13 protein-coding genes are annotated in these 19,590 nt (G+C 73.9%); 7 read left to right on the top strand and 6 right to left on the bottom strand.

The window, feature by feature from the left end; genetic code table 11:
- Positions 1-224: 224 nt before the first annotated feature.
- Positions 225-1,019, bottom strand: coding sequence for a DoxX family protein (locus ACSC1Q_RS29565; RefSeq protein WP_436761958.1), 795 nt, complete (start codon positions 1,017-1,019; stop codon positions 225-227).
- A 79-nt stretch (positions 1,020-1,098) separates the two neighbouring features.
- Positions 1,099-2,643, bottom strand: coding sequence for an MFS transporter (locus ACSC1Q_RS29560; RefSeq protein WP_436761957.1), 1,545 nt, complete (start codon positions 2,641-2,643; stop codon positions 1,099-1,101).
- 263 nt (positions 2,644-2,906) lie between these two features.
- Here ACSC1Q_RS29560 and ACSC1Q_RS29555 point away from each other — a divergent pair, with 263 nt between their 5' ends.
- The 7 genes from ACSC1Q_RS29555 to ACSC1Q_RS29525 all read left to right on the top strand — a co-directional run bounded on the left by ACSC1Q_RS29555 (position 2,907) and on the right by ACSC1Q_RS29525 (position 15,483).
- The gene (locus tag ACSC1Q_RS29555) at positions 2,907-5,129 is read left to right on the top strand and encodes a hypothetical protein (protein WP_436761956.1); all 2,223 of its coding nucleotides are present in this window, start codon (positions 2,907-2,909) and stop codon (positions 5,127-5,129) included.
- 564 nt (positions 5,130-5,693) lie between these two features.
- The gene (locus tag ACSC1Q_RS29550) at positions 5,694-8,060 is read left to right on the top strand and encodes an AAA family ATPase (RefSeq protein WP_436761955.1); all 2,367 of its coding nucleotides are present in this window, start codon (positions 5,694-5,696) and stop codon (positions 8,058-8,060) included.
- A gap of 227 nt (positions 8,061-8,287) precedes the next feature.
- The gene (locus ACSC1Q_RS29545; RefSeq protein WP_436761954.1) at positions 8,288-9,271 is read left to right on the top strand and encodes an ABC transporter permease; all 984 of its coding nucleotides are present in this window, start codon (positions 8,288-8,290) and stop codon (positions 9,269-9,271) included.
- A gap of 7 nt (positions 9,272-9,278) precedes the next feature.
- Positions 9,279-10,187 (top strand): ABC transporter permease, encoded by a 909-nt coding sequence (locus ACSC1Q_RS29540; protein WP_436761953.1) that lies wholly within the window; start codon positions 9,279-9,281, stop codon positions 10,185-10,187.
- A gap of 3 nt (positions 10,188-10,190) precedes the next feature.
- On the top strand, positions 10,191-12,443 hold the full coding sequence (locus ACSC1Q_RS29535; RefSeq protein ID WP_436761952.1) for a dipeptide ABC transporter ATP-binding protein: 2,253 nt from the start codon (positions 10,191-10,193) through the stop codon (positions 12,441-12,443).
- A gap of 169 nt (positions 12,444-12,612) precedes the next feature.
- Positions 12,613-14,346, top strand: coding sequence for an ABC transporter family substrate-binding protein (locus ACSC1Q_RS29530; protein ID WP_436761951.1), 1,734 nt, complete (start codon positions 12,613-12,615; stop codon positions 14,344-14,346).
- A 48-nt stretch (positions 14,347-14,394) separates the two neighbouring features.
- The gene (locus ACSC1Q_RS29525; protein ID WP_436761950.1) at positions 14,395-15,483 is read left to right on the top strand and encodes a winged helix DNA-binding domain-containing protein; all 1,089 of its coding nucleotides are present in this window, start codon (positions 14,395-14,397) and stop codon (positions 15,481-15,483) included.
- A 257-nt stretch (positions 15,484-15,740) separates the two neighbouring features.
- Here the strand turns inward: ACSC1Q_RS29525 and ACSC1Q_RS29520 are convergent, their stop codons facing one another.
- From ACSC1Q_RS29520 to ACSC1Q_RS29505, 4 genes are all read right to left on the bottom strand, one after another.
- The gene (locus ACSC1Q_RS29520; RefSeq protein ID WP_436761949.1) at positions 15,741-16,919 is read right to left on the bottom strand and encodes an AAA family ATPase; all 1,179 of its coding nucleotides are present in this window, start codon (positions 16,917-16,919) and stop codon (positions 15,741-15,743) included.
- A 29-nt stretch (positions 16,920-16,948) separates the two neighbouring features.
- Positions 16,949-17,590, bottom strand: a complete 642-nt coding sequence (gene pnuC / locus ACSC1Q_RS29515; protein WP_436761948.1) for a nicotinamide riboside transporter PnuC — start codon at positions 17,588-17,590, stop codon at positions 16,949-16,951.
- Between the two features lie 305 nt (positions 17,591-17,895).
- Complete coding sequence (locus tag ACSC1Q_RS29510; protein ID WP_436761947.1) at positions 17,896-18,927, bottom strand: 5-oxoprolinase subunit C family protein; 1,032 nt, start codon at positions 18,925-18,927, stop codon at positions 17,896-17,898.
- Positions 18,924-19,550, bottom strand: coding sequence for a 5-oxoprolinase subunit B family protein (locus ACSC1Q_RS29505; protein ID WP_436762005.1), 627 nt, complete (start codon positions 19,548-19,550; stop codon positions 18,924-18,926). The genes ACSC1Q_RS29510 and ACSC1Q_RS29505 overlap by 4 nt, the downstream gene beginning before the upstream one ends.
- Positions 19,551-19,590: the final 40 nt, after the last annotated feature.

Genomic DNA, 19,590 nt, shown 5'->3' with positions numbered 1-19,590 from the left:
CTCCGTGAAAAGGGTGAATCCGCGACGATACCGGTCCCTCCATATTAAATTTTATAATCTTATTTCGCTTTTTGGGTGCTTAAGGGCACTAAAGGCGACCCGCTCCGCGAACCAGCCGGGGAGGCGCATCCGCTCATTGTGCGGGTACGGCACCTCCCCGCGAATCTCATTAAACGGAGAAGAAAGCCTTATGTCCTAAAAGAGAAATATGTCGTTTTAGCCGGTCAGCTCTCCGGGGAGGGCCTGTCCTTCTTCCCGGCCACGAGGGTGTCGCCCGCCTTGCCGGGCGCGGGCGTCGCGACCGGCGCGGGCGTGGTCGCGGGTGTCGCGGGCGGCACGGACGTGGCGGCACCGGACGGGGGCTTGCGGGTGCGCGTACGGGGACGGGTGGCGGCGGGGAACTCCGCGGTGTCGGTGGCGCCCTCCGAGGCGGGTTCCCCCGAGGCGGGTTCTTCCACCGGCCGCTGCGAGGCGGGCGGAGCGGACTCGCCGGGCCTCTTCCCCGCGCCGGGCCGTACGGGGGCGGGTGCCGGGGTCGCCTCCGGCTCGCGCAGCGCGGCGATGACGTCGTCGGCCTCCGCCTCGGCGGCGAAGTCCTCGGCGGCCTCGGCCTCGCGGCGCTTGATCACCACCATGTGGTCGACCGAGAGGCGGCCCGCGCCGCCGACCGCGAGCAGGATGGAGGCGGCCCCGAGGGCCACGATCAGCTTGGCGTCGCCGCCGGTGAGCGGCAGGCCCGTCTCGCCGCTGGCCAGGACGAACACGGCGAGGGCCTCGGCGAACAGCAGCAGCCCGCACGCGGGCACCGCGAGGCCGGCCACCAGCAGCGCGCCGCCGATGAGCTCCGTCAGCATGGTGGTGGCGGCCCACACGTAGGGCCCGGAGGCACCCAGGCTGGTGAACTGCTCGGCGGTGGCGTTCAGGCCCGCTTCGAGCTTGTGCCAGCCGTTGGCGAAGAAGATCCCGCCCACGCCCAGCCTCGCGGCCAGGGAAGCAAGATCATGGAGGGTTTGTCGCACGGTTCCTCATTCTGGTTAGATTCCCCGTTCCTGCCCATGCTTGACCGATAGATGACCGAGCGGGGGCCTTCCAAACCCGTCACGAGGGGTCTTCCCCCTGTCCGCCTGGGCGGCGGGGCACCAGGAGCGTCACGGCCAGCGCGGTCGCGCCGAGCAGGAACACGCTCACCGCCACCGTCGTGTGCAGGCCGGAGACGAACGCGACGCGGGCCGCGCCGAGCAGGGCGTCCCCCACGCCGCCGCCGAGCTCCCGAGCCATGTGCGCGGCGGAGGCGAGCGACTGGCGGGCCTGGTCCATCATCGCGGGCGCGACGCCGGGGACGGAGGCCAGCGAGGGGGCGTACACGACCGTGGTGATCGTGCCGAGCACCGCGACCCCGAGCCCGGCGCCCAGCTCGTAGGCGGTCTCCTCGACGGCGGCGGCGCCGCCCGCGTGGGACTCCGGGGTGGAGGACATGATCGTGTCGGAGGCCGCCAGCAGGGTGACCTGGATGCCGAAGCCGATGCCGACGAAGCAGAGCGTCAGGGCCATCGGATGACCCTCGGTGTGCCAGGTCAGGGTGGGGGAGAGGGAGAGGGCGGTCAGCGCCAGGCCGCCGCCCATCGTGGCGCGCAACCCGAACCAGCGCAGCAGCCGCGCCCCGGCCAGGCCGCCCGCGATCGAGGCGATCATGAGGGGGAGCATCCGTACGGCCGCCTCAAGCGGGCTGTCGCCGAGGACCAGCTGGAGATACTGGGCGAGCATGAGCTCCAGCCCGACCAGGGCGAAGACCGTCAGCAGCACGGCGCCCACCCCGGCGCAGAACGCCCGCCGCCGGAACAGGCTCAGGTCCAGCAGCGGGAAGGCCAGCCGCCGCTGCCTGCGGACGAACCAGACCAGCAGCCAGACCCCGCCCAGGAACGCCGCCAGGCCGCCCGGATGCCCCGCTCCGGCCTCCTTCAGGCCGAAGGCCACCCCGAGGATGCCCAGCACCGACAGCAGCGCGCTGAGCGCGTCCCACGGCCGGCCGGAGCGCCTGCGGGACTCGGGAAGGAGCCTGGCCGCGACGGGCAGCAGGACCACCAGGATGGGGACGTTGATCAGGAAGACGGCGCCCCACCAGAAGTGCTCGACGAGCACCCCTCCGACGAGCGGGCCGACGGCGGCCCCGGCCGCGGCCACCGCGCTCCACACGCCCAGCGCGATCGCCCGCTCGTGCCGGTCGGTGAAGACCTGCCGGATGATGGAGAGCGTGGCGGGCATGATCATCGCTCCGCCGAGGCCGAGCAGCGCGCGTGCGGAGATCAGCGCGAGCGGGGTCGGCGCGAACGCCGCCGCGGCCGAGGCGACGCCGAAGACCAGATACCCGGCCAGCACCAGGCGCTTGCGCCCGTAGCGGTCACCGAGGGTGCCGAAGGTCAGCAGCAGCGGCGCGACCATCAGCGAGTAGACGTCGATGATCCACAGCAGCTCCACGGAGGACGGTTCGAGGGCGGCCGTCAGCGCCGGCACCGCGATGTGCAGCACCGTGGCGTCCACCGCGATCAGCAGCAGGCTGAAGCAGAGGACGGCGAGGACCGACCACCGGCCGGCCCCGGACGCCCGCGGGTCGCCGTCCGCGCGCCTGGCCATGACGGTGGTCATGAGCCGCTCAGGATCTGCCGGCCTGGACGAACATGCGTCGCAGCTTAGGCGAAGTCGGGCAGTGTCCGGGGCGGCATTGGGTGATTAATTCACGTAGATATGTCCCTTTTGGGCGCTCGATTGGTCAATATTCGAGGCCTTCCGGCGGGTGTCGGCGACCTCTCTAGAGAGATACAGGCATATACCGCCGTCTAGGCAAAAGGTGATCTCGCACGGACCATGGCGATCGTGGAAAGTCAGCGCGAGGCCCGTGAGCCGCCGTGGTGAGCGGGCCCGGCGGAAACGACGCCGCCCAGGTCCCGCCGCCGCGTGACCCCGCCGACCCCCGGCACGGGAAGGACCCCGGACAGGCCCCCGCGCCCCCGAGGACCCCCGCCGACCCCCGGCACGGGAAAGGCTCCGGCCAGGTCCCCCCGCCCCCGAGGGACCCCGCCGACTCCCGGCGCGAGCACCACCCCGGCCGTACGGGGGGTCCCGCCGACTCCCGGTACGCGCATGACCCCGGCCAGGCCCACGTGCCCTCGGTGTCCCCCACCGACCTCGGGCGCGGGCACGACCCCGTGCCGTCGCGGGACCTCGCCGACTCCCGGTACGAGCGCGACCCCCTGCCTCCGCGGGACCCCGCCGATCCCCGGTACGAGCGTGAGCGCGACCCCGTTCCGCCGCCTCGGGATCCCGCCGATCCCCGGCAGTGGTGCGCCGTGGCCGCCGCGTGGCTGGGCCGCGACCGGCCCGAGGCCGCGCTGGAGGCGGCCCGCAGGGCACTGGACCTCGACCCCCGCTCCGAGTCCGGCGCAGACTGGGGATACCGCCTGGCCAGCCTCGCCTTCGAGCGGCTCGGCCGCGACGCGGAGGCCGTGGCGGCCGCCGAGGAGGCCGTACGCCTCGCACCGGGCTCCTGGGCCGCGCGGATGCGCCTGGGAGCCGCGCTGCGCAGGGTGCCGGGGCGCTGGCGCGAGTCGCGGGCCCAGGCGGCCAGGGCCGTCCGTTACGCGCCGGAGGAGCCGGACCCGCACGTCCTCGCCGGTGACCTCGCGCTGCTGAGAGGCGAGTACGGCCTCGCGGAGGCCGCCTACCGCGAGGCGCTGCGCCGCCTGCCGGACCACCCGGGCGCCAGGATCAACCTCGGCCTGACCCGGTTGCGCTGGGAACGGCCGCGCGCCCACCACGACCCCGCCTGGCCGGTCGACCCGCGCGAGACGGGCCGGGCCAGGCGCGCCCTGGAGAGGTGGTCGCGGCGGACCCGGGTCCTGCTCGCCGTCGCCCTCGTCGCGGTCTGCGTGGCGGAGTTCGGATTCGGCCTGGCCTCCGTGGCGAGGATCGGCGGCGGGCTGGTGCCGCTCGCCGTCCTGGCGATCACCCTCGGGCAGGCGCACCGGGTCAGGCTCTGGTCGTACGTGCCCGGCATGCTCGCCCGCGATCCCTGGCTCGGCATGTCGGTCTCGGTCACCCTGGTCGCCGTGGCCGCGTACGTCGCTGCCGTGGCCACCCTCCCCGCGGAGGCCCCGCCGGTCCTCTCCGGCCCGCCGCCGGGCGCGCCGGGGGTGGTCTGGGCGGTTCTCGCCGGGCTGGTCCTCCTCAACGGGACCGTGCTGCTCGTCCTGCGGGTGCTCGTCGAGGCGTGGCGCGGGCGGCCGGTCAGGGCGCTGGCCGAGTTCGCCGCCGCCGGTGACGACCGCACGGCCAGGCGCGACGTGAACGTGACCCTCTGGCTGGTGGCGGGCCGGGTCTGGTCGGTACCGGTCGCGGTCGTGGTGGCGGTCGTCGTGCTGGACGAGCGGGGCTGGGCGGCGGTCGCGCTCGTCGTGCCGCTCGCGCTCGGCTGGGCCCGCGGCCGGGCCGGCCCGGCCGCCGGTCTCACCCGCGCGCTGGCCGCCGACCGGGGGCTGGCGGTGGCGCTGGCCCTGCCCGCCTCGGCGTCGGTCCTGCTCGGCGTGGCCGGGGCGGCACCGGCCCTCGGGCTCGTCACGGCGGGCGAGTGGGCCTGGCGGGCCGGGGTCGCGCTGCTGGCCGTGCCGATGGCGGTGTTCGCCGCGAGGTCGGTACGGGCGTGGTGGCGGGGCGCGCCGGGGCCGTGGCGGGCCTCGCTGGTCATGTGCGACGGCTGCGGGAGCCGCCTTCCCGGCGACGCGGGCCCTCCGGTGGGGCTCAGCCGGGAGGTGCGCGCGGCCTTCACCTACGCGCGGGGGGTGGTGCTCGCGTACGCCGATCCCAGCGGCCCGCGCGCGCTCGCCGTCGGCGCGGTCAGCTCGGTCGGCCCGAGCGGCGAGCTGCGCCTGATCGCCGCCTCCGACGCCTGGGAGGCCGCCGAGCGCGACCCCAGGGTGGCGGTCTTCGTCGCCGATCCGCTCGACCGCCGTTTCTGGGCCGAGGTACGCGGCATCGCCATCGGCGACACCGAGGCCGACCTGCTGAGGATCACCCCCAAGGAGGTCGTGGTCGGCGAGTACCCCGGCCGCCACCAGGGCCGGGCCCACCGCGGCTGAACAGCCCTCCCCGAAGCGCCGAACGACCATCGTCGGTGTCGGTGTCGGTGTCGGTGTCGGTGTCGGTGTCGGTGTCGGTGTCGGTGTCGGCGTCGCCGGAAGCGCGGATCGCCGGCCGTCGCGGCCGGGGCCGAGGCCGAGGCCAGGGGCGGACGTGTCCCCCCGGGCCGGCTGAGGCGGACCAGGGGTCGCGGGCCTCAGGGCCGCACGGTCGCCGTGACCGGGCCGTGGACCGCCTTGCCGGGCGGTGACATTTCCCTGCCCGCCCACCGCCGCGCCCTCTCGCGCGTCCCCGCGTGGACAGGCGAAGAGCGGCGGCCGGGACCAGGTCGTACCACCCGCCGGGAACGCGGGCGCGGGCCGCCGCGCGCGGGGCGCGACGGCGGCACAGGGAAGTGTGGGACCGGAGGGACGGCACGGGGCGGGCTTGCTGCCTCGAACGTTGGTTTCATCCGTTCTCATCCGCATATCTGATCGGGCCCGCACGACGGCGTGGCGCGCCCCTCAGGCACGCGCAAACGTCCTCCTGTTGCGGTATAACCGGGGGCGAACCGGGGAGGCGTGATGCGGGAATCCAGCAGGGCCCGTCCGGCGGGGCGCGCGGCGGCACGGGATCTGTTCGAGCAGGTGCGGCTGGGCTACTTCCGGCTCTCGCCGCCCCTGCGCAGGCTGATCTACGTCGCGGTGCTGGCCGGAGCGGTCGGGCTGGCGCTGGGACTCGGCTGGCCGATCCTCAACACGATCTTCGTCACGCTGACGCTGCTCGGCTTCGCGGCGCTGACCCTGAGCTTCCCCCGCGCCGCCGCCACCCTCCTCGTGGTGCTCGGCTGGCTGGCGGGAAACCTGATCTTCCAGACCGTCCTGTTCGGCCTGAACTCGCCGATCCCGACCGCGCTGATGCTCCTCGGTCCCCTGGCCGCCGGAGCCGCCCACCTCATCCGCTGGGTCCCCCCGTGGGTGACCACGGTCATGGCGCTGCTGCCCGCCGGGCTGACGGCCGTCCTGCTCGGCGTGGTCGTCCCCGGGTTCGGTCCCTACCCGTCCATCTGGGCCGCGTACGCCGTGGCGGCCGGGGTGCTCGTGTACCGGTTCCTGCAGGCCCGCCGGGTGCGGGTCGCGCTGGAGACGGGGGAGCGGCAGCAGGCCGGGCTGCGGGTCCGCGAGGGCGGCCACCTCCCCCCCGCCCAGGGGAGCGGGGAGCGGGACGCGCCGCCGCCCATCTCGGTGGAGGAGGCCCTCGGCGAGCTGGACGCCATGATCGGCCTGGCCCCGGTGAAGGAGCAGGTCCGTTCGATCGCCGCCTCGATCGAGGCGGCGAGGCTGCGCAAGGAGGCCGGATACTCCACCGAGCCGCCGATGCGGCACTTCGTGTTCGTCGGCCCGCCGGGCACCGGCAAGACCAGCGTGGCCAGGACCGTCGCGAAGATCTTCTACGCCTTCGGCCTGCTGGAGACCCCCTACGTGGTGGAGGCCCAGCGGGCCGACCTGGTGGGGGAGTTCCTCGGGGCCACCGCGATCAAGACGAACGAGCTGGTCGACCGGGCCCTCGGCGGGGTGCTGTTCGTCGACGAGGCGTACAGCCTGATCAACTCCGGTGACGGCCAGCCCGACAGGTTCGGCTCGGAGGCCGTGCAGACGCTGCTCAAGCGGGCCGAGGACGACCGCGACCGGCTGATCGTCATCCTGGCCGGATACGAGAAGGAGATGGCCACCTTCCTGGCGTCCAACCCCGGCCTGTCCAGCCGGTTCTCCAGCAGGGTCCGCTTCCCCAGCTACGCCCCCGACGAGCTGCTCCAGATCACCGGGCTGCTGCAGCGGCGCAGGGGCGACCGGATGGCGCCCGGGGCCGAGCCCGCCCTGCTCGCCCGCTTCGAGGACATCCACCGGCGCGCGATCGTCGACGAGCTGGGCAACGCCCGGTTCGTCCGCAGCCTCGTGGAGGCCGCCGCGCAGGCCAGGGACGTGCGCGTGGTGGGGGCCGGCGGCGCGCCCACCACCGAGGACCTGGTCACCACGGTCGAGAGCGACGTCGTCAAGGCCTTCGACGAGCTCACCACCCGTTACCGGAGCTACCAGGCCGCCCCCTCCCTTGAGGAGGCGCTGGCCGACCTCGACCGCATGGCGGGCCTTGAGCCCGTCAAACGGCAGGTGCACGCGATCGCCGCGCAGCTCAGGGTCGCGAAGATGCGCCAGGAGCGAGGGCTGCCGACCCCGCCGCAGATGCGGCACTTCGTCTTCGCCGGGCCGCCCGGCACCGGCAAGACCACCGTGGCCCGCATCCTGGGCCGCATCTTCGCCGCGCTGGGCCTGCTCACCCAGCCCGACGTGGTCGAGGCGCAGCGGGCCGACCTGGTCGGCCAGCACCTGGGCGCCACCGCGATCAAGACGAACGAGCTGGTCGACCGGGCCCTCGGCGGGGTGCTGTTCGTCGACGAGGCGTACGGCCTGGTCAACTCCGGCTACAGCGGGGGCGACGCCTTCGGCACCGAGGCCGTGCAGACGCTGCTCAAGCGGGCCGAGGACGACCGCGACCGGCTGGTGGTCATCCTGGCCGGATACGAGCGGGAGATGAACACCTTCCTGTCGTCCAACCCGGGCCTGGGCAGCAGGTTCAACCAGCGGGTGCAGTTTCCCTCGTACTCCCCGGAGGAGCTCACCGAGATCGCGGTGCTGCTCGCCGACGCGTCGGGCGACCGGTTCGACGACGCCGCCCGCCGCGACCTCACCGAGGTCTTCACCTGGGTCTGCGACGAGGGCCTGATCGACGGCCTCGGCAACGGCAGGTTCGCGCGCTCGCTCTTCGAACGCGCCGCGATGCGCAGGGACGTCCGCCTCGCCGCCCTCGGCGGCGGCACCGCGAGCGCCGCCGACCTGACCACCATCACCAGCGCCGACCTGCGCGCCGCCGTGGACGAGCTCGCCGGGAAGTGACCCGGCTCTCCGGGAGGTGGCCCCGGCTCGCCGGGAACCGGTCCCGGACCCGACCGGCCGTGCTCCGGGCCCGATCAGGCCCTCCCCCCGACCCCGCCGGCTGACTCGCGGGCCCGGCGATGCCATTTCTCACCGAGATCCCTCCGATTCGCTACGCTATGCAGCCCACCGGTCGCCGAGTGTAGCAAGATGGTCACCGACAGCGGCGGGGCTCCGGAGGAGGAAAGATGGCGGGATTCCTTGCCCGCAGGCTGCTCAACTATCTGGTGCTGATCGTCGTGGCCACCAGCCTGGCCTACATGCTGGCCGCCTCCGCCCTCAACCCGCGCTCCAACTACGAGGGCCGCAACCCCCCGATCCCGCCGGCCGTCGTCGATGCGCGCCTGTCCGACCTCAACCTGAACGACCGCACCCCGCTGTTCGAGCGCTACCTGACCTGGGCGGGCGACCTCGCGCGCGGCGACTTCGGCAAGACGGTGGCCGGAGGCTCGGTCGGCGACGACCTCGGGCGCCGGATCGGCGTCACGCTGCGCCTGATCACGATCGGGCTCGTCCTCGGCAGCGTCACCGGCGTGCTCATCGGCGCCTACGCCGCCGTCAGGCAGTACGGCCTCTTCGACCGGCTGTCGACCGGCCTGTCGTTCGTCGTGCTCGCGGTCCCCACGGTGGTGCTGGCCAACATCCTGATCATCGCCGCGATCCGGCTCAACGAGGCGGCCGGAACCCAGATCCTCCTCGTCAGCGGCGAGGCGACCCCCGGCCTCGAAGGAGGGTTCGCCGCCGCCGCGCTCGACCGGATCCGGCACCTGGTCCTGCCCACGCTGTCGCTGTCGCTCGGACTGGTCGCCGTCTACAGCCGCTACCAGCGCAACATGATGCTCGACGTGCTCGGCGCCGACTTCATCCGCACGGCCATGGCCAAGGGGCTGAGCCGCAGAGCCGCGCTGACCCGGCACGCGCTGCGCACCGCGCTGATCCCGGCGGTCACCTACTTCGCCTTCACCTTCGGGTCGCTGCTGGTCGGCACCACCTTCACCGAGAAGATCTTCGGCTGGCACGGCATGGGGGAGCAGCTGGTCGACTCGATCTCCACCAACGACGTCAACACCGTCGCGGCGATCAGCTGCTTCGCCGCGCTGGCCGTGCTGCTGGCCTCGCTCGCCTCCGACGTGCTGCACGCCGTCCTCGACCCGCGCGTCCGGGTGGGGTGAGCCGGGGATGACCATCGCCGACGAGGAGCTCGCCGAACAGCGGGCGTCCGTCGACAGCGTCAAGGCGCCCTCGCGGCTGCGGGTGGTCGCGGGCCGCCTGCTCCGCTCGGGCCGGGGCAGGGTCGGCTTCGCGCTGCTCGCGCTGATCTTCCTGCTCGCCTTCGCCGGTCCCCACCTCACCCGCTGGACGTACGCCTCAAAGGACTACACGGCCTTCCTCGCGCCGCCCTCCCCCGACCACTGGTGGGGGACCCTGCAGACCGGCGCCGACGTGTACGCGGTCACGCTGCGCGGCATGCAGCGGTCACTGGTCGTCGGCCTGCTCGCCGCGGTGGTCGGCACCGCGCTCGCGGCCGTGGTGGGCGCCTTCGCGGGATACTTCGGCGGCTGGACCGACCGCGCGCTGACCTGGCTGACCGACCTGCTGCTGGTGCTCCCGGCCTTCCTGATCCTGGCCGTCATGTCCCCGCTCTTCGCAGGGAAACAGTGGCCGGTGTTCGTGCTGGTGCTGGCGCTCTTCCTCTGGATGGTCACCTCGAAGATCGTCCGGAGCATGACCATCTCGCTCAGGGAGCGGGAGTTCATCCACGCGGCCAGGTTCATGGGAGTGCCCCCGACGAGGATCGTCTTCCGGCACGTGATCCCCAACATGTCCTCGCTGCTGGTCGTCGACGCCACCCTCAACGTCAGCGCCGCGATCCTCACCGAGACGTCCCTGTCCTACTTCGGGTTCGGCATCCAGCCGCCCGACGTCTCGCTGGGCAGCCTCATCGCCGACGGCGCGCAGACGGCCCTCTACGCCCCCTGGACGTTCTGGTTCTGCGCGGGCCTGCTGATCGTCACCGTGCTCGCGGTGAACCTGGTCGGCGACTCGCTGCGCGACGCCTTCGACCCCACGTCCCGCCGGGGCCGGTGACCGGTGACGAGCGAGCGGCCCTCGGGCGCGACGTCCCGGACCCGCGGGACCGGTGACGGCGAGGCCGCGCCCGTCCTCGAAGTGCGCGACCTCGACGTCACCTTCGGCTCGGGTCCCGGCGCGGTCCGCGCGGTCAGGGGGATGGGGTACGCGGTCCGTCCCGGCGAGGTGCTCGGTGTCGTCGGGGAGTCGGGTTCCGGCAAGTCGGTCACCTCGCTGGCCGTGATGGGCCTGCTCCCGGCGCACGCCCGCGTCACCGGCTCGGTGCGGCTGCTCGGGAAGGAGATCCTGGGCGCCCCGGAGAGGACGCTCACCGCGTTCCGCGGCAAGACCGTCTCGATGGTCTTCCAGGACCCGCTCTCCGCGCTCACCCCCGTCTACCGGGTCGGCGACCAGGTCGCCGAGGCGATCCGCGTCCACCAGCGGGTGAGCGCGGGTCAGGCCGCCAGGCGCGCCGTCGAGCTGCTCGACCTGGTCGGCATCCCCAACGCCGCGCAGCGGGCCAGGGCGTTCCCGCACGAGTTCTCCGGCGGCATGCGCCAGCGCGCGGTGATCGCGATGGCGATCGCCAACGACCCCGACGTCATCCTCTGCGACGAGCCGACGACCGCGCTCGACGTGACCATCCAGGCGCAGGTGCTGGAGGTGCTGAAGACGGCGCAGCGCGAGACCGGCGCGGCGATCGTCATCATCACCCACGACCTGGGGGTGGTGGCCGGGTTCGCCGACCGGGTCCTCGTCATGTACGCCGGGCGTCCCGTCGAGGTCGGCTCGGTGGACGAGGTCTACTACCGCGGCCGCATGCCGTACACCATGGGCCTGCTCGGCTCGATCCCGCGCCTCGACCGCGGCCGGGAGCAGCCGCTGGTGCCCATCGAGGGCAGCCCGCCGTCACCGGCGGCGCTGCCGCCGGGCTGCCCGTTCGAGCCGCGCTGCCCGATCGCCGTCCCGGAGTGCGCCGAGGCCGAGCCCGAGCTGGAGCCGGTGGGCTCACCCGGCCACCTGGCGGCGTGCGTACGCTCCGGCGAGATCGAGGCGGCGGGCTGGTCACCCGCCCAGGTCTACGGCGTACGCGGCCCCGCGACCGGTCCCGCCCGGCGCCCCGCGGACCCGCTCCCCTCGGCCGGCCGTGTCATCCCGGCCGGTCCCGTCGCGCCGGACGGTCTCGGCGACCCGGCCGGTTCCGCCGGGCTCGCCCCGCCCGCGGCTCCCGCCGTTCGCGACACCGGGGAGCCGCCGCGCCCGCGCGACGAGCGTGACGTGGTCCTCGCGGTCGAGGACCTGGTCAAGCACTACCCCCTGGTCAAGGGGACGCTCCTGCGGCGGCGGGTCGGCACGGTCCGCGCGGTGGACGGCGTCGGCTTCGACGTACGCGAGGGTGAGACGCTCGGCCTGGTCGGCGAGTCCGGCTGCGGCAAGACGACCACCCTGATGGAGATCCTGGAGCTGGCCGCGCCGCAGAGCGGCAGGATCGTGGTGCTGGGCCGCGACACCTCGCGGATGGGAGCCCGCGAACGGATGTCCGTGCGGCGCGACATGCAGGTCGTCTTCCAGGACCCGCTCGCCTCGCTCGACCCGAGGATGACCGTCCACGACATCCTCGCCGAGCCGCTGCGCGCGCACGGCCGCCGGGACCCGGGGCCGAGGATCGCCGAGTTGCTCGGCCTGGTCGGGCTGGAGCCCGGCCACGCCGCCCGCTACCCGCAGGACTTCTCCGGGGGCCAGCGCCAGCGCGTCGGCATCGCGCGCGCCCTCGCGCTGGAGCCCCGGCTGGTCGTGCTGGACGAGCCGGTCTCGGCACTCGACGTGTCCATCCAGGCGGGGGTGCTCAACCTGCTGGAGGAGCTGAGGAACCGCCTGGGCCTGTCGTACCTGTTCGTGGCGCACGACCTGGCCGTGGTCCGGCACATCGCCGACCGGGTCGCGGTCATGTATCTGGGGAGGATCGCCGAGATCGGCCGGTCCGCCGGGGTCTACGACACCCCGATGCACCCCTACACCCGGGCACTGCTGTCGGCGATCCCGCTGCCGGACCCGGTGCTGGAACGCTCCAGACGACGCGTCCTGCTGGAGGGGGACCTGCCGAGTCCGGCCGACCCCCCCTCGGGGTGCCGCTTCCGTACGCGCTGCCCCCTGTTCAGGACGCTCGACGAGACCGTCAGGCTGCGCTGCGTGGACGAGGAGCCCCAGGTGCGGCAGCTGGGGGACGACCACGGCGTCTCCTGCCACTTCGCCGAGAGGATCGACGCCGTATGACCCGGCCGCACGCCCGTTCACCCGCTCGTTCACCTGCTCGCCCGCCCGCCCCGCCGCGCGCCGCGACCGGACCGGCCGCACATCGCTCGTACACGCGCCCGTCCGCCCACTCGTACGCCCGTTCGCACGCCCACTCGTACGCCCGTCCGTATGCCCCGGGAGGAACACCGTGATACCAATCCGGCGCGTGGGCGCGCTCGCCGTCGCGCTGGCCGTGGCCCTGGCCGTCGCGCCGGGTCTCGCCGGATGCGGGAGCGGAAGCGGGAGCAGGGGAGGAGGCGGGGGAGGTGGGACGCCGGGCGGGCCCGCCTCGGTGGTGCGGGCCTACGACATCAACCCGGTCGCCCGTGACCGGGTCGCGGACGGGGGTGTGCTCCGCTGGGGGATCAACGAGTATCCGGCCAACTGGAACCTCAACCACATCGACGGCAACCTGGCGACGGTCAAGCGGGTCATGGACGCCATGATGCCCTCCCCCTTCCGTTCCGACGCCAAGGGGAAGATCTCTCCCAACACCGACTACCTGACCGAGGGCAGGGTCACCTCGCGCGAGCCCGCGCAGGTCGTCACGCTCACCCTCAACCCGCGCGCCAAGTGGTCCGACGGCACCCCGATCACCTGGGAGGACTACCGCGCCCAGTGGCAGGCGCTGAACGGCCGCGACGCCGGATACCGGGTGGCGAGCACCACCGGTTACCAGGACATCGAGAAGGTCGCCAGGGGCAGGGACGACCACCAGGTCGTGGTGACCTTCGCCAAGCCCTTCGGCGACTGGCAGTCGCTGTTCGCGCCGCTGTACCCCCGGAGCACGAACGCCACCCCGGAGGCGTTCAACAACGCCTGGCTGAACCGCGTCCCGGTCACCGCGGGCCCGTTCGCGTTCGTCGCGTTCGACCCGACCGCCAAGACCGTCACCCTCGCGAGGGACGACCGCTGGTGGGGCGATCGGGCCAAGCTGGACCGGATCATCTACCGGTCCCTGGAGAGCGACGCGCTGGTCGGCGCCTTCAGCAACGGCGAGCTCGACACCTTCGACGTCGGCCCGTCCGCGCCCGACTACGCGCGGGCCAGGAGCACCCCGGACGCGATCGTGCGGCAGGCGGCCGGGCCCGACTTCCGGCACATCACGATGAACGGCGAGAGCGCCGTCCTGTCCGACCCGAAGATCCGCAGGGCCGTCGCGATGGGCATCAACCGCCAGGCCATCGCGCAGTCGGACCTCCAGGGCCTCGACTGGCCGATCGTCCTGCTCAACAACCACTTCTTCATGAACACCCAGGAGGGCTACCAGGACAACGCCGGTGAGATCGGGACCTACGACCCCGGCAGGGCGGGGCGGGAGCTGGACGCCGCGGGCTGGAAGCTGGAGGGGCAGACCCGCAGGAAGGGCGGCAGGGAGCTGAACCTGCGCTTCGTCCTGCCGTCCGGCCTGCAGCTCGCCAAGTCCGAGGCCGAGCTCGTCCAGGACATGCTCGGCCGGATCGGTGTCGGGGTCACCCTGCAGTCGGTGCCCGGGGACGACTACTTCACCAAATACATAATTCCCGGCAACTACGACATCACCGCGTTCGCGTACGTGGGCACGCCCTTCCCCGTCTCCAGCTCCTACGGCCAGTACGCCGACGCCGTCAGGCGTCCCGACGGCGCCAGGCAGTGGAACGCCAACCTCGGCCGCATCGGCTCCCCGCGGATCGACGCCGCGATGAGGAAGGCGACCGCCGACCTCGACGACGCCAGGGCCATCGCCGACACCAACGCGGCGGACAAGCTCATCTGGCAGGCGGTCAACGTGGTGACGCTCTACCAGCGACCGCAGAACATCGCGGTCAAGAGCGACCTCGCCAACTTCGGCGCCCGCGGCTTCTACGACCTGCGCTACCAGGACATCGGCTTCGTCAGGTAGCCCCGGGCGGGCCGCGTTCTGTCGGGGACGCGGTGTAGAAAGTCGGTCATGGCTATCTCGGTGACCTGGCCCCAGGTGCTCGCCTGGCGGCTGAGGCGGCAGTTCGTCGACCCGGCCGACGGGCCCGACGCGGTGTCCGTGGTGCGCAGGCTCGCCGGGGTGCAGGCGCAGGTGGCCTCCTCCGCCGCCCTCGCGGTGGCCGTACGGAGCGCGCGGCCGGATCCCGGCGAGCTCGACCGGGCCCTGTGGCGAGATCGCGGCCTGGTCAAGACGTGGACGGCGCGCGGCACCCTGCACCTCGTCCCCGCCGACGAGCTGGCCTGCTACGCGGCCGTCCTCGGCTCGTTCCGCGTCTGGGACAGGGGGTCCTGGCAGCGCGGCCACGGCGTCACGGCCATCGAGGTCGCCGCCATCCTCGACGCCGTGCCCAAGGCGCTCGCGGGCCGTGTCCTCACCCGCGAGGAGCTGGTCGACGGCGTGATCGAGGTGACCGGCGACGACCACCTGCGGGAGGCGCTCACCTCCGGCTGGGGCGCTCTGCTGAAGCCGCTGAGCTTCCTCGGCGAGCTCTGCCACGGCCCGCCGCGCGAGGGCCGGGTGACCTTCGCCGCCCCTCGCGACCAGGTGCCCGGCTGGCCGGGCGAGCTTCCCTCGGCGGAGGAGGGCGGGGTGCGCCTGCTCCGCTCCTTCCTCGGCGCCCACGGCCCCGGCGCCCCCGAGACGTTCGACGGCTGGCTCTATCGGGGGGCCACCCGCAAGGCGACGCTGCGTGGCTGGTTCCGCGACCTCACCCCCGAGCTGGCCGAGATCGAGGTGGACGGCCGGCCGATGGTCGTGCTCGCCGAGCACCTCGACGACCTGGCCGCGACCCGGCCCGCCACCGGGGTCCACCTCCTGCCCGGCTTCGACCAGTACATCCTGGCCGCCCCGCGCGACCTGGAGCCCCTCCTGCCCGCCGAGGCGCGGGCGAAGGTCAGCCGGGCCGCCGGCTGGATCTCCCCGGTCGTGATCCATCGGGGCCGGGTGGCCGGGGTCTGGGAGGCGAAGGACGGGAAGATCACGGCCGATCTCCTGGAGGAGGTCCCCGCCACCGCCCTCGCCGCCGAGGTCGAAAGGGTCTCCGCGCTCCTGCGCTGACCCGGGCCGCCGGGCGAGCGCACGGCCGCCGCGTCACCGGGCGAGGGTCTCTCCGGGCGGCCTCCACGGCGTCTCGGCCCCGTTCGTGGAGAGGATGCCGCCTGCTCGCCCTGGTAGGCTCCGCGGCGGTTCCGCGAACTCCGGGACCGTTTCGGCGGGACGTTGCCCGCTCGCCCGGGAGAGCCTCGGGAGAGTTCCGGGGCGGTCCGGTGAACCGCGGGCCCTCATCCCGGCGAGGAAGCTCGGGATGGTGATCCCTACAGCGGTTCCGCGAACTCCCAGCCCCGTTCCAGCAGGGTGTCCACCGCCCGTACGGCCAGCGACAGCCGGACCTCGGGCGGACCGGTGACGACCAGGTGGGGCAGCCCGCCCGCGACCAGCTCCTCGCGAAAGCGGGCGTCCATCCGGTACCGGATCGCCTCGCCGTCGCGCCAGCCGTCCTGCTCGAAGGGCACGCCCTCCACCGAGGTGTGGATCCACAGGTCGTGCCGGGCACGGCGGTGCACTGCGGTGACCTCCTCGGAGAGCTCGCCGAGATAGCGCTCGTGCCACAGGGAGGTGGTGAAGGCGTCGGTGTCGCACACCAGCAGCGGCGACCCCGTCCTGGCCGCGGCGTCCTCCCACGCGAGCTGGCGCTCGGCGATCACCCCGAACTCCGCCGGCTCCCACCCCAGGTCGTCCAGCCACGGCTCGGGCAGCCCGCCGAGCTTGGCGCGCCGGCGGGCCATGGCGAGCTTCTCCTCGCAGTACGTCCTGCCGTACTCGGGCACCCAGCGCGTCGCCGCCCACGGCCCGCCGCGAGCCGCGTAGTGGGCGGCCAGGGACCTGGCCAGCGTGGTCGTGCCGCTGGACTCCGCGCCGACGACCACCACGCGCCGCGCCAGGTGGCCGCGTACGGCCGGGGAGAGGCGGTCCCAGCACGACACGGGGTCGTTCCTGATCATCGTCCCGCTGACCGGGAACCGCTCCCGGCCCGCGTCGACGTCGACATGGGCGGCACCGAACCGGCGGGCCAGCTCGGGCCCGTACGACTCGGAGGAGAACACCGCGTCGATCTCCGGCACGTGGCCGTGCGCCTGGGCGAGGCCGTACCGGAACACCTCGACGTGCGCGGACCAGATCTCCGGGTCGTCGTAGTCGATCTCGACGTCGTCGACCACCGGGGCGATCGTCACGTGGGCCTGCGGGTGCGCCTCGCGCAGCCAGGCGGCGCGCAGCGCGAGCGGGAGGCTCTCCGCGGTCGACGCGGCGACCACGACGCTCACCCGGGCGCACCGCGCGGCGGCGGTGTCGATCAGGTGGTGGTGTCCCGCGTGCGGCGGATAGAACTTGCCGATCACCAGCCCGTGGGCGAAGGCCCCACCGCCCAGCTGTGCACCCTCCGGCCCGGCACGCCCGCTCACCGGCGCGCCCTCCGGGTCGGCCCGCTCGCTCACCGGCACATCCTCCCGCCCGGTGTGCCCGCTCACACCGCGACCGGGACGGGACGGGACGCGAGTTCCGCGCGCCAGGCTCGCAGGCCGGCGACGCACAGCGCCAGGAAGACCACGTACAGGACGGCGGTCAGGTGTAGCCCCTTGTAGGCATATAGAGGTATATAAACCACATCGGCCGCGATCCACAGCCACCATGACTCGACCAGTTTCCGGCTCTGCCCGTAGGTCGCCGCCAGGGACAGGGCGGTGGTGAGGGCGTCCCAGACCGGTACGGTCGAGTCGGTCCAGGTGGCGAGGGCGAAGGAGAGGCCGACGGCGGCCGCGATCCCGAGAACGGCCAGCGCCGCCCACTCGGCGCGCCCGGTGCGCCGGATCGCGAGCGGGGTCCGGCCGGCCCCGCCGTACAGCCACTGCCACCAGCCGTACAGCCCCAGCACGACGTAGACGATCTGCAGCGCCGCGTCCGCGTAGAGCCCGGCGGTCAGGAAGACCGCTCCGAGCAGGAGCACGTTGGCGATCCCGATCGGCCAGTTCCAGATGTTCCCGCGGACCACCAGCCAGACCGTGAGGGCGCCGGTGGCGAAGCCCAGGAGCTCCGCCCAGCTGGTCGGGGTCCCCGCGAGGGTGAACGCCGGCCGCAGGAGGGGGGCCAGTATCTCGGCGAGCGACATGCGATCTCCTCAATCGTCGCGATGACGATAATGGGTCGCCCCGGTCCGGTCACGCGCGGGGCCTCGCACGAGGCCCGCCGATCGCTTCCGGTCCGGTCACGCGCGGAGCGCTCGCACGAGGCCCGCCGATCACCTCCGCCCCGACCACGCGCGGTGCGCTCGCACGAGCCCGTCCATCGCCTCCGGTCCGGTCACGCGCGGGGCGCCCGTACGCGCCGGACGTCCGTCCTCGCGCCGGGAGCGGTGGACGGCCCGGTCCCGTACGCCGGACCGCCGCGTGCCCGTGGGCTCCGGCCGCCGGGCGGTCAGGCGAGGCGGAACCGCACCCGGTCGCCGGGACGGAGCTGGGCGGCCCCGGCGAGGCTCGCCGAGGTCAGGACTGCGATGACCGGGTAGCCGCCGGTCGGCGGATGGTCGGCGAGGAACACGATCGGCTGGCCGCTGGGCGGCACCTGCACGGCCCCGGCCACCATGCCCTCGCTGGGCAGCTCCCCCTCCCGGGCACGCTCCAGGCGGGTGCCGCGCACCCGCACGCCCACCCGGTTGCTGTCCTGGCTGACCTCGTACGGCTCCGCGCACAGGATGGCCAGGGCTCCGGGGACGAACCAGTCGTCCCTGGGGCCGGGCAGGACCCGCAGGACACCCGTCCCCGGCCCGGGCCGGGGAGCCACGTCCACGGTGATCGGCGGCAGGCCGCCGGTCGGCCCCACCGGCAGGACCGTCCCGGCGGCGAGCGGGGCGGGGCCGAGCCCGGAGAGCGAGTCGGTCGAGCGGCTGCCCATCGTGACGGGCGCCTCGACACCGCCCCGGACGGCGACGTAGGTGCGCAGGCCAGCCCCGGGCAGGCCCAGCCGCAGCTCGCCGCCCGCGGGGACCCAGAAGGGCGCGCACATCCCCTGCGAGACCGTCACACGCCGGATCGCGCCGCCAGAAGAAACCCCGCCCGGAGAAGCCTCGTCCGGAGAAGTCCCGTCCGGGGAGGCGTCGCCTGTGGACGTCTCGCCCACGGAGCTCAAGGACACCCCGCTCACCGGGCTCACCGACACCCCGGACGTCCCGCCCGGCCCGCCCGGGACCGCCGCGTGCGGTCGTACGAGGTCCAGAGGGCAGGCGGCGCCGGTGACGGCGGCCCAGGCGCCGGTGGTGAAGCGCAGCCGGGCGCCACCGAGGGTCAGCTCGATCCCCGCGGCCCCCTCGGGGTTGCCGACCAGGCGGTTGGCCAGCCGCAGGCTCGGCTCGTCCGCGGCACCCGAGCGGGGCACCCCCAGATGGGCGTACCCCGGCCTGCCGAGATCCTGCACGGTGGCGTACGGCCCCGGCGCGATCACCTCGATCATGGCGCGCCGACCGCCCGGAACCGCACCCGCGTCCCCGGGGTGAGCAGGGCGGGCGGCTCGGCGGCCACGTCCCACACCGCCGTCGCGGAGCGGCCGAGCAGCCGCCAGCCACCGGGGGAGGCCGAGGGATAGACCGCGGAGTAGGGGCCGGCGACCGCCACCGCCCCGGCGGGCACCGAGGTCCGGGGGGTGTCCAGCCGGGGGACGTGCAGCGCCGGGTCCAGCCCGGTGAGGTAGGCGAACCCGGGGGCGAAGCCCAGCCAGCCCACCACCAGCTCCCGCCCGGTGTGCCGCTCGACCACCTCCCCGGGGGAGAGCCCGCTCAGCGCGGCGACGTCGTCGAGGTCGGCGCCGTCGTACACGACGGGAAGGACCACCTCGGGCGCGTCGGCGGTCACCGTCGCGTCCGCGGCGGACGCCGTGTCCAGCAGGCGGGAGAGCTCGTCCCGCAGCCGCGCGGGGTCGGCTCCGGGCGCGGTGACGAGGACCGTGACGGGGCCGGGCACGATCTCGGCCACCCCCGCGGGCCGGTCGGCCCGCAGCAGGGCGTCCAGCCGGTGGGAGATCTCCAGCGAGCCGGTCTCCACCAGCAGCGCGTGCTCCCCGGCCCGCCGGATCCCCATGCTCACGTGAGGGACCTCGACATCCTCACGCGAAGGATCT

This window comes from Streptosporangium heterodermiicola (assembly GCF_051390675.1).
GTDB lineage: Bacteria > Actinomycetota > Actinomycetes > Streptosporangiales > Streptosporangiaceae > Streptosporangium.
The sequence above is the reverse complement of the archived record's forward strand: the minus strand, read 5'-3'. Positions and strand labels throughout refer to the sequence as shown.